General features: G+C 42.7%; 12 protein-coding genes. 7 read left to right on the forward strand and 5 right to left on the reverse strand.

Annotation, left to right across the window (positions count from 1 at the left end):
* Nucleotides 1-30: 30 nt before the first annotated feature.
* Together JMW64_RS00820 and JMW64_RS00825 are read right to left on the reverse strand one after the other, a co-directional pair.
* Entirely contained in the window at nucleotides 31-288 is a 258-nt protein-coding gene (locus JMW64_RS00820; protein ID WP_055123691.1) for a YheV family putative zinc ribbon protein, read from the reverse strand.
* On the reverse strand, nucleotides 289-2,475 hold the full coding sequence (locus JMW64_RS00825) for a M3 family metallopeptidase (RefSeq protein WP_201552324.1): 2,187 nt from the start codon (nucleotides 2,473-2,475) through the stop codon (nucleotides 289-291). It abuts the gene before it with no gap.
* 455 nt (nucleotides 2,476-2,930) lie between these two features.
* On the opposite strand from JMW64_RS00825, the gene JMW64_RS00830 reads away from it, so the two are divergent.
* From JMW64_RS00830 to JMW64_RS00845, 4 genes are all read left to right on the forward strand, one after another.
* Nucleotides 2,931-4,043 (forward strand): AOC03_06830 family ribosome hibernation factor, encoded by a 1,113-nt coding sequence (locus JMW64_RS00830; protein ID WP_045454884.1) that lies wholly within the window; start codon nucleotides 2,931-2,933, stop codon nucleotides 4,041-4,043.
* Between the two features lie 282 nt (nucleotides 4,044-4,325).
* A complete protein-coding gene (locus JMW64_RS00835) occupies nucleotides 4,326-4,985 on the forward strand; it encodes a M949_RS01915 family surface polysaccharide biosynthesis protein (protein ID WP_201552326.1) in 660 nt (219 codons plus the stop codon).
* Nucleotides 4,986-4,989: 4 nt separating this feature from the next.
* Nucleotides 4,990-5,748 (forward strand): endonuclease/exonuclease/phosphatase family protein, encoded by a 759-nt coding sequence (locus JMW64_RS00840; protein WP_045443058.1) that lies wholly within the window; start codon nucleotides 4,990-4,992, stop codon nucleotides 5,746-5,748.
* Between the two features lie 87 nt (nucleotides 5,749-5,835).
* Nucleotides 5,836-6,840: an NADP-dependent oxidoreductase gene (locus JMW64_RS00845; protein ID WP_201552328.1), complete on the forward strand. Its 1,005-nt coding sequence runs from the start codon at nucleotides 5,836-5,838 to the stop codon at nucleotides 6,838-6,840.
* A gap of 193 nt (nucleotides 6,841-7,033) precedes the next feature.
* Here JMW64_RS00845 and JMW64_RS00850 read toward each other — a convergent pair whose 3' ends face one another.
* The 3 genes from JMW64_RS00850 to JMW64_RS00860 are packed head-to-tail and all read right to left on the reverse strand — an operon-like array spanning nucleotide 7,034 to nucleotide 10,533.
* Complete coding sequence (locus JMW64_RS00850; RefSeq protein ID WP_201552330.1) at nucleotides 7,034-7,666, reverse strand: alpha-ketoglutarate-dependent dioxygenase AlkB family protein; 633 nt, start codon at nucleotides 7,664-7,666, stop codon at nucleotides 7,034-7,036.
* Nucleotides 7,667-7,683: 17 nt separating this feature from the next.
* Nucleotides 7,684-8,574, reverse strand: coding sequence for an alpha/beta fold hydrolase (locus JMW64_RS00855; protein WP_201552332.1), 891 nt, complete (start codon nucleotides 8,572-8,574; stop codon nucleotides 7,684-7,686).
* A gap of 51 nt (nucleotides 8,575-8,625) precedes the next feature.
* Nucleotides 8,626-10,533 carry an ABC transporter ATP-binding protein gene (locus JMW64_RS00860; RefSeq protein WP_201552334.1) on the reverse strand — a complete coding sequence of 636 codons (1,908 nt, stop codon included), beginning with the start codon at nucleotides 10,531-10,533 and terminating at the stop codon, nucleotides 8,626-8,628.
* 318 nt (nucleotides 10,534-10,851) lie between these two features.
* On the opposite strand from JMW64_RS00860, the gene JMW64_RS00865 reads away from it, so the two are divergent.
* The 3 genes from JMW64_RS00865 (at nucleotide 10,852) to JMW64_RS00875 (ending at nucleotide 14,310) form a co-directional block, all read left to right on the forward strand.
* Nucleotides 10,852-11,700 carry an EamA/RhaT family transporter gene (locus JMW64_RS00865; RefSeq protein WP_201552336.1) on the forward strand — a complete coding sequence of 283 codons (849 nt, stop codon included), beginning with the start codon at nucleotides 10,852-10,854 and terminating at the stop codon, nucleotides 11,698-11,700.
* A gap of 192 nt (nucleotides 11,701-11,892) precedes the next feature.
* Nucleotides 11,893-12,795: a fructose bisphosphate aldolase gene (locus tag JMW64_RS00870; RefSeq protein ID WP_201552338.1), complete on the forward strand. Its 903-nt coding sequence runs from the start codon at nucleotides 11,893-11,895 to the stop codon at nucleotides 12,793-12,795.
* A 186-nt stretch (nucleotides 12,796-12,981) separates the two neighbouring features.
* Nucleotides 12,982-14,310: a metallophosphoesterase family protein gene (locus JMW64_RS00875; RefSeq protein ID WP_201552340.1), complete on the forward strand. Its 1,329-nt coding sequence runs from the start codon at nucleotides 12,982-12,984 to the stop codon at nucleotides 14,308-14,310.
* Nucleotides 14,311-14,415: the final 105 nt, after the last annotated feature.

The raw sequence follows: 14,415 nt of genomic DNA on the forward strand, positions 1-14,415 counted from the left end.
TGGTAGCTATTAAGACTTAACGCTTAATATTTAAGGTTTGAATTTTACTGTGCCGCTGGTACCAGTAGCCATAGCATCACGTATAAGCTGATCTTCAGCATGGTTTTTGGCACTGATGGCATCAGGGTCAGGGCGATGTTCGCTATGTCCACATAATGTGCATTCAATATACTCATCAGGTTCTGGAGTGACGACGTTGATTTGTACCACCGCATCCATCGCTTGACACTTAGGGCAGCGAACACCAGATAAAAACTGCCGCTTTGGTCGCGTTGATTGATAGCGCATTTAAATCATTCCATGTGTTGTTGACGTATTAGCAGCAGCACTGCCTTTTTTAGTATCAGCAAAACCGCTATGACGTAACAACGCATCGATACTGGCACTGCGACCACGGAAATTTTCAAAGTTGGTCTTGGCAGGGAAGCTACCACCGACTGATAGGATAGTCTCACGGAAGGCTTTACCAGTGACAGGGTTAAAAATACCTTCTTCTTCAAACTTGCTAAAGGCATCTGCCGATAGCAACTCTGCCCATTTATACGAGTAATAACCTGCTGCATAGCCGCCTGCAAAGATATGACTAAAGCCGTTGGCAAAACGGTTGTAGTCAGGTGTCTGCATGATAGCAATGTCGTCTCGAACGGTATTTAGCGTGGCTAATATACCGTCATAATCAAGTGCTGGCGTATGCGCATGAATCAATAAGTCAAACAGTGCGAATTCGATTTGACGTAGGGTTTGCATGCCACTTTGGAAATTCTTCACCGCCAATAACGCTGCAAGTTTGTCTTTTGGTAATGGCACACCCGTTTCGACGTGGCTGCTAATCAGCGCAATACCTTCGGCATCCCATGCCCAGTTTTCCATAAACTGACTGGGCAGCTCGACCGCATCCCATTCAACGCCATTGACCCCAGCGACATCACCGACCGTCACTTGGGTTAATAAATGATGGAGACCATGACCAAACTCATGGAATAGCGTCAGTACCTCATCGTGAGTCAATAGACTTGGTTTGCCATCGAGGGCAGGGGTAAAGTTGCCCACCATAAAGCAGACGGGCAATTGCTGATGATTTTTTTCATCATAACTATAACGCGACTGAAAACCACTCATCCACGCGCCGCCGCGTTTACCACTACGAGCAAATAAGTCAAAGTAAAAACCACCAAGCACGTTATCATCAGCATCAAACAACTGATAAAAGCTAACATCATCGTGCCAGCGTGATACGAATGCCGTTTGCTCTTGGACTTTGATACCGTATAGACGCTCAACGATGGCAAATAACCCGCCAATTACTTTTGGCAGTGGAAAATATGGGCGTATTTCTTCTTGCGATAAACTAAATTCACTTTGCTTTACTTTTTCGGCGATATACGCACTGTCCCACGCCTGTAACTCCTCAATACCGTAATCCTGCGCATACTTTTGCAACTGAGCTAAGTCTTGCTTAGCCGCTGGAGTTGCTTGCGTGGCCAAACTCCGTAAAAAGGTTTCTACTTCTGCCACGTTATCTGCCATTTTAGTCGATAGTGAGACTTCTGCATAATTGCCAAAACCTAATAGCTTGGCTTTTTGCTCACGTAATTGCAGGATTTGACTCATGATATCGGCGTTGTTTAGCGACTCACCTTTGGCATTGGTATGCGCATCAAACTCAGAAGCACGGGTAACATAAGCGCGGTATAGGATCTCGCGCAGTTCGCGGTCATCCGCATGGGTCATGATGGCAAGATAAACAGGAATGTTTAAGCTTGCCACGTAATAAGAACTTGGTAACGCATCGACTTCTACTTGCGTGAGCGTACCGTTGGCAAGCGCGCGCGCTTTATACTGTTCGCCAACATCTGCGAGTAGCGCCAGTCCACTTTCGGTTAGACCTGCCAATTGCTCTTGCTGCAGCGGTAAGGCATAAGCTTGGGTGGCATCCAATACGTTATCTGAAAAGGTCGCTGATAAGGTAGAAAGCTCACTTTGAATAGCCGCAAAATTTTCTTGTTCATTTTTTGGTAATGCGACACCTGACAGCTCAAAACTGCGTAGCGCAAGCTCAATAGCCCGCGCTCGTGCAGGCTCAAGCGTAGCAAAAAATGCTGTGTCATTGACGATAATTTGATAACGATTAAATAGCGGCTGGTGCTGTCCCACTCGTGTGCCATAAGCAGATAATGTGGGTAGTAGCTCATGATGGACATGACGAATGTCATCATTGCTCATGACGCTATTCAGGTGCGATAAAATACCCCAACTGCGATCCAATGCCAGATTAATATGATCAAAAGTCATAATATCAGCCAGCGCTTGCTCAGCACTGATATTAGCAGCGCTGTTATGGCTATCAGTATCTGCGCTCATCTCATCTAAAAATGTATTGGCTGCATCGATTGCACTGATGACATGGCTTTGTAATGTACTTGGCGAAACGTTGTCAAAATCGACAAGGCGTAAATCTGTAGGAAGGGTTTTCATAAAAGTATCCGATATCTGATCGTAGTGAATGAATTATTATTGAGTAAACGTCGCTTTATATAAGAGATTGGCTTGCCGTGACATCTAGAACATCATTAGCGTTGTGTTATTTTTCTTTTTTGCTGTCTTATCGATAAGCTATATAAAAGATGGGTTCGTTTGACGAAAATACAACCTAATCATTGACTATAAAGAAAGTGAATCGAGAAGATAGTGGATATTTAAGGGGTTTAAAAGGGATCAGTCAGTCTTTTAGAACAATACAGAGTGTTCTACTTACAAAGCGCTATCATTTGCTTGCAAATTAACCCTACAGCGAGTGAGGTTTGACTGCTAGCATCAAGGCAATGGAATAAAAAGATTAAGCGCTATTGATAGCAAAAACTATGAATCAGTTGATTCATATTAAAAATCACAATGTTAAAAGTAAATGATAATAAAACAAGGAGCAATAAATGAAAGCGACTCTCAAAAGTTTACGTGAAACCAAAGCCAACCCTGCGGTTAGTATCTTTGTTAAGACTCATCGCGAGCATCCTGCTAATGATCAAGATCCCATTGCCCTGAAGAACCAATTAAAAGTGGCTGAAGAACGCTTAACCAACGAATACGATAAGCGCACAGCGACTACAATACTTGATAAGATTCATGATAAGACCAAAGAGCTAAATCACAACTTAAATCTTGATACCTTAGCTATTTTTGCTAGTACTGAGGATGTGCAAGTTATCCGTATGCCGATTGACACCACGGAGCGTGTGGTGATTTCACATCGTTTTGCGACTCGAGATTTGGTGCGTGATATGGCAAGCGCGGTCCATTATTACACCTTGGTGCTCACTCGTGATAATGCCCGCTTGATTGAAGCGTCTAATGATCGCGTAGTGAGAGAGTTCGATAAGGACGACGACCTGCAAAAAAACATGGATAATATTCCATTTCCTATTGAAAACAATGGTTTGTATACGACAGGCGACGGTGGCTCAGATCGCTCATCTAATAATGAAAGCAGCTATCTAAAAGAGTTTTTTAATCAGGTGGATAAAAGCGTACAAGAGTTGTGGGGTGAGCACAAAATGCCTTTGGTCGTAGTTGGCGATGCTAAAAATATCGGCTACTATAAAGAAGTTTGTGATCGTCCAGACAATATCATTGCCACAGTGTCAAATGCGACCAATCTAGAAGATGGTAGTGCTCAGCATATTATCAATAGTGTGCAAGAGGCGGTGGAAGGCTATCGTACATCACTGCATCAAGCTGCCATGGGTGAGATTGATAAAGCACGCGGTGCCAATATGTTACAAACAGATCTACAAGAAGTCTACCGCAGTGCCTTCCAAGGTGCAGGCGAGACACTTTATGTCCGTCGTGGTTATATACAATCGGCCAAAATTGATGAAAAGGCACAGACTTTGAGTCTTGCAGATGATGCGGCTTCAGAAGGCGTTACTGATGATGCCATTGGCGAAATCATTGAGCATGTCATTCATAATGGTGGCGAAGCAGTATTTATGCCACAAGATATTATGGGCGAAGATCAGCCAATTGCTTTGGTGACACGCTATTAGTTGATAGATAGTGGCTATTAATTGCTAGCTAGATAGTGCCTAGTGATGACAATCCTTTGCGAATTCGCCATTGATAGAAGATAGGTATAATATGGGAGCATTGGTTCGATAAGAATCAATGCTCTTTTTACATTGATGATATATTAATCCTTTATCTAAAACTTATACTTGATTGCCTTAGGTTGTTAAATGATGCGAAATAACATACCAAATACTCTTATGCTATTTAGCGTCACAGTAATGATAGCCTTTAGCTCCAGTCTCAGTATGGCAGAGACAGATATGAATAATATATCTGTGAGCCATCTATCATGGGGTCAATTGCCGCCTTCTATTCAAAACTATTATCAAATAGACTCTAAAAAAAATAAAATGAGGCTAAAGACCAAAGATATTGTTGCTATTCGTTCTTGGATTGGCACAGTAGGAGAACAGTATTTGGTTCAATTACAGCGTTTCAATTCAACCAATAGCCCTGACGAGCCAGCAGGAGAGGTCTTCACGCATTTATATGTTATAGATGAACAAGAGGCTTTACGTGTATGGCAAATATATGACTATGTACCCTGCGATGGGTTAGATGTAATCGCAGAATTCGCTAAAAACACCGCCGTAGTGACTGATATTAATAATAACGGTGTTGTCGAAGTGAGTGTGCCTTATTATCTCGGTTGCCGTGGTGACGTAAGTTATGATGAGATGAAAGTAATCATGTACGAAGGGCAGCAAAAATTTGCTGTCCGTGGTAACTCTGCAATTTGTAACGCCAAGACAGACCAGCCAGTTGATGCTACTGGTTATTATGGTGGCGACTATAAGGTTGATGAAAAATTACTACAGCAATCAGCGCTATCAGCTCCTCAAAAATCAGTATTTAGGCGTCACTTGCAATCAGTGTGGCGAGATAGCCAATGTTCCATTTATTTTAAGTATGATGACTAATTCTATGACTACCACAACCTCTTTTGTGCTAACCAGCTATAACATTCATAAAGGCATGTCGCCGATGAATCGCCAAGTTAAAATACAAGGTATCGCCCAAGCCCTTGATATCATTGGCTCTGATGTACTATGTCTCCAAGAAGTGCAAGGTCAGAATCTTAAGCGCAATATGCAGTACAACGAATATCCTGACCAATCGCAACATGAATGGTTTGGTGAGTATTTACAGCTGCAAAATAGCTATGGTAAAAACTCAGAGTATGAAAATGGTCATCATGGCAATGCGGTATTGAGCCGTTTTCCATTGGATCCTAAGCATAACGTCAATATCACCGTTAATAAGCTTGAGCAGCGTGGCGTCTTGCACTGCGAAGTACAACCAGTTGGATGGGATGTACCAGTGGTTGTACTGTGTGCACACCTAAATTTGTTTGAGCGTGATCGCATCAAGCAATATGAAGCCATTGCCAACTATGTTCGTAATGAGATTGCACCTGATCAACCACTGATTTTGGCAGGAGATTTTAATGATTGGAAAAAAATGTCTTGTGATAAGCTAGCTACTAGCTTGGGTATGACCGAAGCTTTCAAGCATTGTCATGGCAAACTGCTGCCAACTTTCCCAGCCAAGCTTCCTGTGCTGAGCTTAGATCGTATTTATGTGCGTAATCTAAGAGTGAAAAATGCTTGGGTGCATACGGGCAAACCATGGTCGACACTGTCTGATCATCTGCCACTCAGTGCGGAATTGGCACACTTATAAATGATTATTAGATAAGCTTAAGTTATTCACTAAAAATAAAATTGAATGCAAATATAAAGTAATAGATACCTATAAGGATATATAACGATGTCTACTCTTTCTCATAATCCGCTACCAACGACCCAACATGCCGTACTCATGCTTGAGTTTGGCGAACCTGAAGTGATGAGCTATCAAGAGGATGTGGCCATTCCTGTGTTGACAGATAATCAGGTATTGGTCAAAGTTGCTTATGCGGGTATCAATCCTGTCGATTACAAAACACGTCAAGGCAAAGGCTGGGGCGCTGATGCCATTCAAAAAGAAAAGTTTGATAAAAATGAGCCTGCAATTTTGGGCTTTGATATGTCAGGCACTGTGGTCGATAGTCGTAGTGAGCAATTTACTATCGGTACACAGGTCGCTGCCCTGACTTTTCATGGTGGCTGTTATGCAGAGTATGTAGCAGTCGATGCTGACATGCTGGCAAAAGTACCGGATTCTGTCACGTTACAGCAAGCAGGTGCGCTGCCTTGTATCGGACAGACGGCGATACAGTTTGTAGAGTTTGCAGATATTCAAGATGGTGAGCATGTGGTGATAAACGCGCCAGCAGGCGGCGTGGGTCACTTGTTGATTCAGCTGCTCATGGATAAAGTGGCTAAAAACAATATCAAGGTGACCGTCATTTGCTCACCAGAAAAATATGCCAAGCTTGATGAAATAATAGATACCAATCAGCTTACAGGTTGGATTGATTATACCAAAGATGGTGAATTCCCTGAATTACAGGCAGATGTGCTACTGGATTTGGTCGGTAATGAAGCAGGCGTGCGAGCGCTTAGCGTGCTCAAATCTGGTGGTCGCGTCAATGTGTTACCAACGATTTGGGTGGATAAACTCAAAGAGGCGGGTAGCCAGAAACAGTTAAAGGTAGCAGGTTATAAGGCGCAGCGTAGTGGTGAAGATATGGCGCGAGTTTTACAGCTCGTTGCAGATGGTAAGCTAACACTACGTATTCAGCAAACATATCCTTTGTCTGAAGTGGTCGCGGCTCATCATGAGCTACAAAAAGGTGCTGCTTTTGGCAAGATCGTTTTAAAAGTGAGCTAGGACATGTCTTCAATCTGAAGGCATGCGACTAAGTGGGCTAAAAATGGTTAAATCTTTCTAGACTGCATCAAATAGCACTGTTAATATTCCGATATTAACGGTGCTATTTTCCTTGTTTGGCTACCGTTTAGCTCATTTTTATCACCATTTTCAAAACGAGGACGCGCTCTAGCTTATATTAAGTTGCATTAATTTAACGCGATAGCACTTTTCGAAAGGTGAGGCTGATGCGCCCTGATGCGACAGTTTTGGTTTTTGTAATGGTGTGCTTCCAAAAATCCTGCGTATCGCCATGCATAACGATAAGCTGACCGGACTCAAGATATAGCTCAACTTTGACGGGCTTATTCTCTTGTCTAATAGTTTTATGCTTAAAAACAAATTTTCGCCTAGCACCGAGCGATAAAGAAGCGATAATCGGCTGCGCGCCCAGCTCTTTTTCATCGTCGGCATGATAGCCCATGCCATCAGCACCAGAGGGATAGTGGTTAAGTAAGCAAGAATTAAAATCAACGTTGATACCACTGCTTGATAACTGCTGTTCAATATGTCGTTTTACGTGCAACATCTGCTTTGTCCATGGAATGGCTCGACGCGTCTGTCCAGAGTAATGATAACTGACATCGTGGTCACCCATCCAGACGATTTGGCGAGTGGTAACATGTGTTTTACCAAACAACGTCACGATGTCAGACTGCCAAGGTAGCTCATTTAGTAAATTCTCATACAGAGCGTTAGCATCATTAATAACTACCCCTAAGTCATTGACCTGACCATCGTAAGGCAATAGGTTATCAGTCGGTGTAGGCGCAAAAAGGTCAGTCATCACTTAGACGGCTCAGCTTATTTATGACTATGATAATGCTCATTGATAACTTGAGCACATAATTCAGGTGCTTCCATCGGCAGTAGATGACCGTAATCTAATAAAGATATGATGCTGTCATCAGGGACGAATTTTTGCCATTGTTGTCGCACTTTATGGTTGATAAACAACGTCGGCTTGCCAGTGATAAGGGTATAAGGACAGCTCAATTGCTTGAGGGCGGTATCGATATGCGGCGCACCGAAATAGTTGGCGAGCTCTTGCTCAGGCGCAAATATCAGCGTGTAACTGCCACTGGTATCTTTGGATAAACTTTGCTCTGCAAATACCCGCAAATGCGCATCACTCATGCGCCTATAAGCACGTTGAGCGCGTAAGTTCTCATAATAATCATTGATGCTTGCCCAAGTAGATTGTTTGGTGAGAGTGCTTTTAAATGGTTCGCGACTAAGCAGAAGCTTACGCGGCAATAGATTATAGAGTCTGGCTTGTGGTTTGGTAAAGGTCACAGGCTCTATTAAATATAGCTGTGAAAACAGATCTGGGCGCTGGGCTGCAGCGATGGCAGTGGCAGTGGCTCCTTGCGAATGACCAATACCAACGATGGGTTTGTCTTGCGTTTTTTCTAAAAACTCAATAAGTATCTCAGCATCCTGCTCGCGCGTAAGACGCCGCCGCTGCGGCTTGTCATACCAATAGCCACGAAGCGCAAGCGAGCTGATTTTGAAGTCAGTTGCCAGCGCATTTAATAAGGGACTATAAGTACCAACGGTAAAACTATTGCCACCATAAAAGTGTGCTGGCACGCGAGAGGCAGTACATGACTGTATCGATGGCGTAAGCTGGCTAAGGTTATAGTAGCGCGCTTGTTTTCCACTAATATTAATATTTTTTGCAAATGCTTTCATAATGTACACACCTCCTTGTGTCTGATTTCCAATGAAAATTAATGATTGTACTTAGCTGTCTTCACCTAAAAATCCGCCACTTTGTCGGTGCCACAAGCGAGCATAAACACCGTGTAGATTTAACAACTCATCATGGCTGCCTTGTTCGATAATTTGACCTTTATCCATGACCACCAATCGATCAAGTGCGGCAATGGTAGAGAGACGATGGGCAATCGCAATGACCGTTTTACCTGTCATGATGTCATTGAGGCTTTCGGTAATGGCAAATTCAATCTCAGAGTCAAGGGCGCTGGTCGCTTCGTCCAATAGTAAGATGGGCGCATTTTTTAGCATAACACGTGAGATGGCGATACGCTGACGTTGACCGCCAGAGAGCTTGACGCCGCGCTCACCGACTTGGGTATCAAGCCCTGTATTGCCTTTATCATCATATAAGTCTTTGATAAAGTCCCATGCTTGCGCTTGTTTGGCAGCGGTAATAATTTCTTCGTCGGTTGCATCAGGACGACCGTAAGCGATATTTTCACGTACTGTCCGATGTAGCAAAGACGTATCTTGCGTCACCATACCTATCTGTTGGCGCAAAGACTCTTGGGTGACTTCATCAATTGCTTGTCCATCGATAAGAATTTTACCGCTATCAACATCAAAGAAGCGTAACAATAAATTAACCAAGGTGGATTTACCGGCACCTGAGCGCCCAACCAAGCCTATTTTTTCGCCAGGTTTAATATCTAAATAAAAGTTATCGAGCAGTTTAGTCTTCGTAGTAGGCGTTGCTGATGTTTTCACTGTATCTAAGCTATCGCCTTCAACAGCGTCGCTATCATTCTCATAACTGAAATCAACATGATCAAAAACGATACGACCTTCGGTGACTTTCAAAGCGGGTGCGTTGGGCTTATCAATGATTTTTTGCGGCGCTGATAAGGTACGCATGCCATCTTGTACGGTTCCGATACTTTCAAATAGACTGGCAGTTTGCCACATGATCCAACGAGTCAAACCGTTTAAACGTAGTGCCATGGCTGTCGCGGCAGCAATCGCACCGACACCGACCGCGCCTTGTTGCCATAAATATAAGCCAATAGCTGCAGTGCCACTAACCAAAATCACACTGATTAGATGGGTTGATACTTCTAAATAACTGACCCAGCGCATCTGTGCATGGACGGTACCTAAAAATTGCCCCATGGCATTTTTGGCATAACTCAGCTCACGGCGTGAATGGCTAAATAGCTTGACGGTCATGATATTGGCGTAAGCATCGGTAATGCGGCCGGTCATCAAGGCACGGGCATCGGCTTGCACAATGGCAGTTTGTTTGAGCTTAGGGATAAAGTACCAAATGGTCAGCGCAACCAAGACTAGCCAAACGATAAACGGGATTAATAATAGGCTGTCCAGATTAAATAAAATGACACCTGACGTAATAAAATAAACGGTGACATACATAAACATGTCGGTGACGGTCATGACCGTATCGCGTACGGCCAATGCAGTTTGCATTACTTTGGCTGAGACACGTCCAGAAAATTCATCTTGATAAAACTGCATCGATTGCCCAAGCATCCGCTGGTGAAAGCGCCAGCGCATTTGCATGGGAAAGACGCCTTGCAAGGTCTGAAAATGGATGAATGATGACAATGCAATCCATAGCGGACTCACGATCATGACAGCTAGCATGAGCAGTAGCATATCGCCTTTTTCTAACCACAGATTCTGCGGTGTATAGACGCCTAGCCAGTCAACGATATTCCCAATCCAAGCAAATAGCATCGCTTCATAGATGCCAATGCCCGCAGACAAAATCATAAATATCAATAGCCAGCCACGTAAACCGTTGGTACACGCCCACAAGAACTTTAGCATGCCATCACGGGGTGAAGGTAGCGGCATAGGGGTTTCAGGAAAGGCAGGGAGGCGAGTTTCAAAAAATCGAAATAGAGCATTCATAGGCAGTCATAAAACATCAATAGCAGTACGCCAAAATCAACGACATTACTCGTTATTTTGAATCTTTACTTTTGTTATTAGGATTGAGTACTATTTTAGCAAACTTCCCAATCAGACCTGCATGCTAATTGTAAATTGACCGCTAAAGAGCTACTTGTCAGCAGTCGAATAAAAGCCAATAAATAGATTGCTGTGTAAGAAATACTTTGTTACATTCTATGGCTTTATCCTGATTGGCAGTTCGCGCTTTGTCTTCAGTATATGAATGATGACCGAATAATACCCCCGTAAAGTGGCAGTTTAACAAGGTAATAGCTCATGATATATTTGACGATAGCGGTGCTTTGTAGTGTCGCCGTTTCAGTATTGCTAAAAGTGTTACGACAGAAAAATATAGACATACGCCAGACCATCGTCGCAGGCTATCCGGTCGCTTTTCTGCTGACGTGGTTTTTATTGAAGCCAGACGTCAGTGGCATGAATGCACTTGGCGGTGCTTGGGCGATTATTATTGCTCTTGGTATCCTACTTCCCGCCGTGTTTATTATCCTTGGAAGGGCGATTGAATCTGTGGGAATGGTAGCAACCGATGCGGCTCAGCGGCTATCGTTGATTATTCCTATCGTCGCGGCTTTTTTATTGTTTGGTGAAGTACTGACCAGCACGCGAATATTTGGGCTGTTATTAGGCTTTCTAGCACTCGGAGCGTTGATTTATCGTCCACAGCAGGGTCAGATTAGCAGACAAGCGAAGCATACACCGCTATGGCTGTTTGGCGTATGGGCAGGCTATGGCATTATTGATATCTTGTTCAAGCAAGTTGCCAAGCAGGGCACTGCTTTTCCTCTGACATTATTTGTCAGTTTTGGTTTAGCAGGATTATTGCTGTTTATGTATTTGCTGATTACGCGGGTGCGCTGGCAGGGGGATGCGCTGGCAGGGGGATTGTTATTAGGTGCGCTCAATATGGGCAATATTTATGCTTATGTACGTGCGCATCAATTATTATCCGAGTCGCCTAGCATCGTCTTTACCGGTATGAATGTCGGTGTCATTGCAGTGGCAACCTTGATAGGGGTTGGTGTGTTTAAGGAGTCGCTTAACCGTATTAATGTATTGGGTTTATTATTAGCCATTTGCTGTGTGGCAGTGCTGTTTTTAGCATAAACGTTCAGCCTAGTGAGTTTGCTTATAGGATAGGTGATAATTATTTTATCAACGCGTTAACTTATCAGATATAGGCACAAAGAGCGTCCTATGATAAGGTTGTCTACAAACAGTAAGGCTGATATAAGCCAATAAAAAGCGATTTACTTTGTGACACTTGACCTCAACCAATAACAATAGGACGCACTCTCAATGGAATATCAAAACCAATATAAAAAACAGCTACAACGTATTAAAAATGGTTCAGGGTTCATTGCGGCACTTGATCAAAGTGGTGGCAGTACACCAAAAGCGTTAGAGAATTATGGTGTCATAGGCGATGATTATGACAACGATGAAGCCATGTTCGACCAAGTGCATGAGATGCGCGCGCGTATCATGACTTGTGAGGCTTTTGATAATGAGCGTGTGCTTGGGGCGATTTTGTTCGAAGACACGATGGAACGTGAGGTCAATGGCAAACCGACGGCCAATTATCTATGGGAAGATAAAAATATCGTCCCATTTTTAAAAGTGGATAAGGGTTTGGCTGAGCAAATGAATGGCGTCCAAGTGATGCGTCCGATGCCAAATTTAGATTTGTTACTCGATAAAGCCAAAAACTATCCAGTATTTGGTACCAAAATGCGCTCAGTAATTTATGAGCCGAATTTCGATGGCATTGAGCTGGTCGTGCAACAGCAATTCGATGTGGCAAGACAGATACTCTCAAAAGGCCTGATGCCAATCGTAGAGCCTGAAGTCGATATCGACAGTAGCAAAAAACATGAATGTGAAGTCATACTAAAGACCAGCATTTTGCACAATCTGGATCGTTTGACTGACGACCAGCAAGTCATGCTAAAACTGACTTTACCAGAAGAAGCGGGTTTTTACCAAGAGCTGATTGATCATCCAAAAGTATTAAAAGTTGTGGCGTTATCGGGCGGCTACAGCCGTGGCGATGCTTGTGCCAAGCTTAAGCAAAACCCCGGTATGATAGCCAGCTTCTCACGTGCCTTTACCGAAGGATTGAGCAAACAGCAAAGTGATGATGAGTTTGCTAATACTATCAACACATCTATCGAAGAGATTTATGAGGCGTCGAAAGTTTAACAACTGTATTTCAACAAATAGAGTTTAAAAGCTATAATTTGTACTCACCAAAATCCCAACAGATAAAAGATCTGTTGGGATTTTTTTGTTTATTTGTATTGATTTAGTATCGTTTTCAATTTATTATTAGCGAAATTAAGTTCACTTCTATATTGATCTACCGTTAACCTAAATGGATATGTATTGATGAATAAACGCTATCTAAGTTTGGCTTTGGCTTCTATGTTGGCACTTTATGGCTGCGGTGGTGGTAGTGATGGCGGTAATAAAAATAGTGGTGGTACGCCAGAGACGCCAGTCATACCAACTACTAAACCAGATAAGATTGAACCACAGGTGCCAGATGTCACCTTTTCTAACGAAATGGCGGCTGAAGAAGGCGAGGACGTCGATCAGTACATTCGCGCACCTGCTAGGTTAAATAACGAAACTGGGAAAATGTATAAGGTTTTGCCAATTTCTGGGACTCACCTTGGAAACCTATATAACGCTGACAGTATTGAAACTACTAGGATTTTTTACCCTGAAAGCGATAGCTATGTGACTGTCAACAAAGGCAATCTTGCTACCATGGCCTCTTTTGAAGATTTGCTACAAGATAAAAACCCAAGTCTACCTGATATTTTCAACATGCTATCTGGAAATCTTGTAGACACCAGTAGTAATAGCTACAAGCTCTATAAAGGTAAACGTGAAGCTGAGTTTCTTCGCTATACGTGTTCTCGAGCGTTAACGCTTGGTGAGCAAGAGCTATCAATGCAGTCTCAGGATTTATCAAATTTTATCAATCATTTGAACAACAATACTTTTTGTAAAGAGGATACGGCAGTACTGGCAGCCAACTTACCTGAGGATAAAAGTAAGGCTTTGAAAGCTCTGGGTGTAACTATTGAACCCTATCTCACTCAAGAAATAGCGTGGGGGAAGACAATGGCATGGATTGGCGTGGCTTATAGTGATGACGTCCTTGGCACTACGAGCTCAGTACAGCAAATTATTGATGAACTATCTCGCAAAGGTATTCACCATATTGGTTTACTCAGTGCGATGGGAGGCACTAACGACAAAGTTATGCTGAGTTCTCTGACAGAAGTAGATGTTGTTTTGGGTAATTTGGATGCTTCAGCAAATGAGACAGATTTTTCAGAACTGAAATCCAACTTAAATCAAAAACTGGATAGTTATAAGTTTGAAACAATGAATAGAGGCGGACAGAAAGTATGTATGAGTTACAACAGCAATAAAATATTGACATCAAGCTCCTATGAGGCTGAGACAAATATCAAAGGTGAAGTAACACAGTGCGAAGGTTCTGCATACCTCTATATAGATAAACCTGATATTCGCTATAATGAAGAAGTTTATTCTTACGCAGAGTTTTATGAGTACATAAAAGGACTCAATAATGCCCTAGATAATTTTGGCAGTGACAAAGAGTTTTACATTGTTTCCAAGCTAGAATCTGGAGGTATTGATGAAATTCGAAAAATTGAGAAAAAATATCCACTGAATTGAGTATTTAGTTTTTAAAGATGTTAAGAGTTATTTTAAAAAAAGCTCGAACCTGATTATCAGGTTTGAGCTTTTTTGATGCGCTGCTATATAGGTTGCCTACATCTC

The sequence above is a fragment of the Psychrobacter immobilis genome (assembly GCF_904846065.1).
In the GTDB taxonomy this organism is placed as follows: Bacteria; Pseudomonadota; Gammaproteobacteria; order Pseudomonadales; family Moraxellaceae; genus Psychrobacter; species Psychrobacter immobilis_H.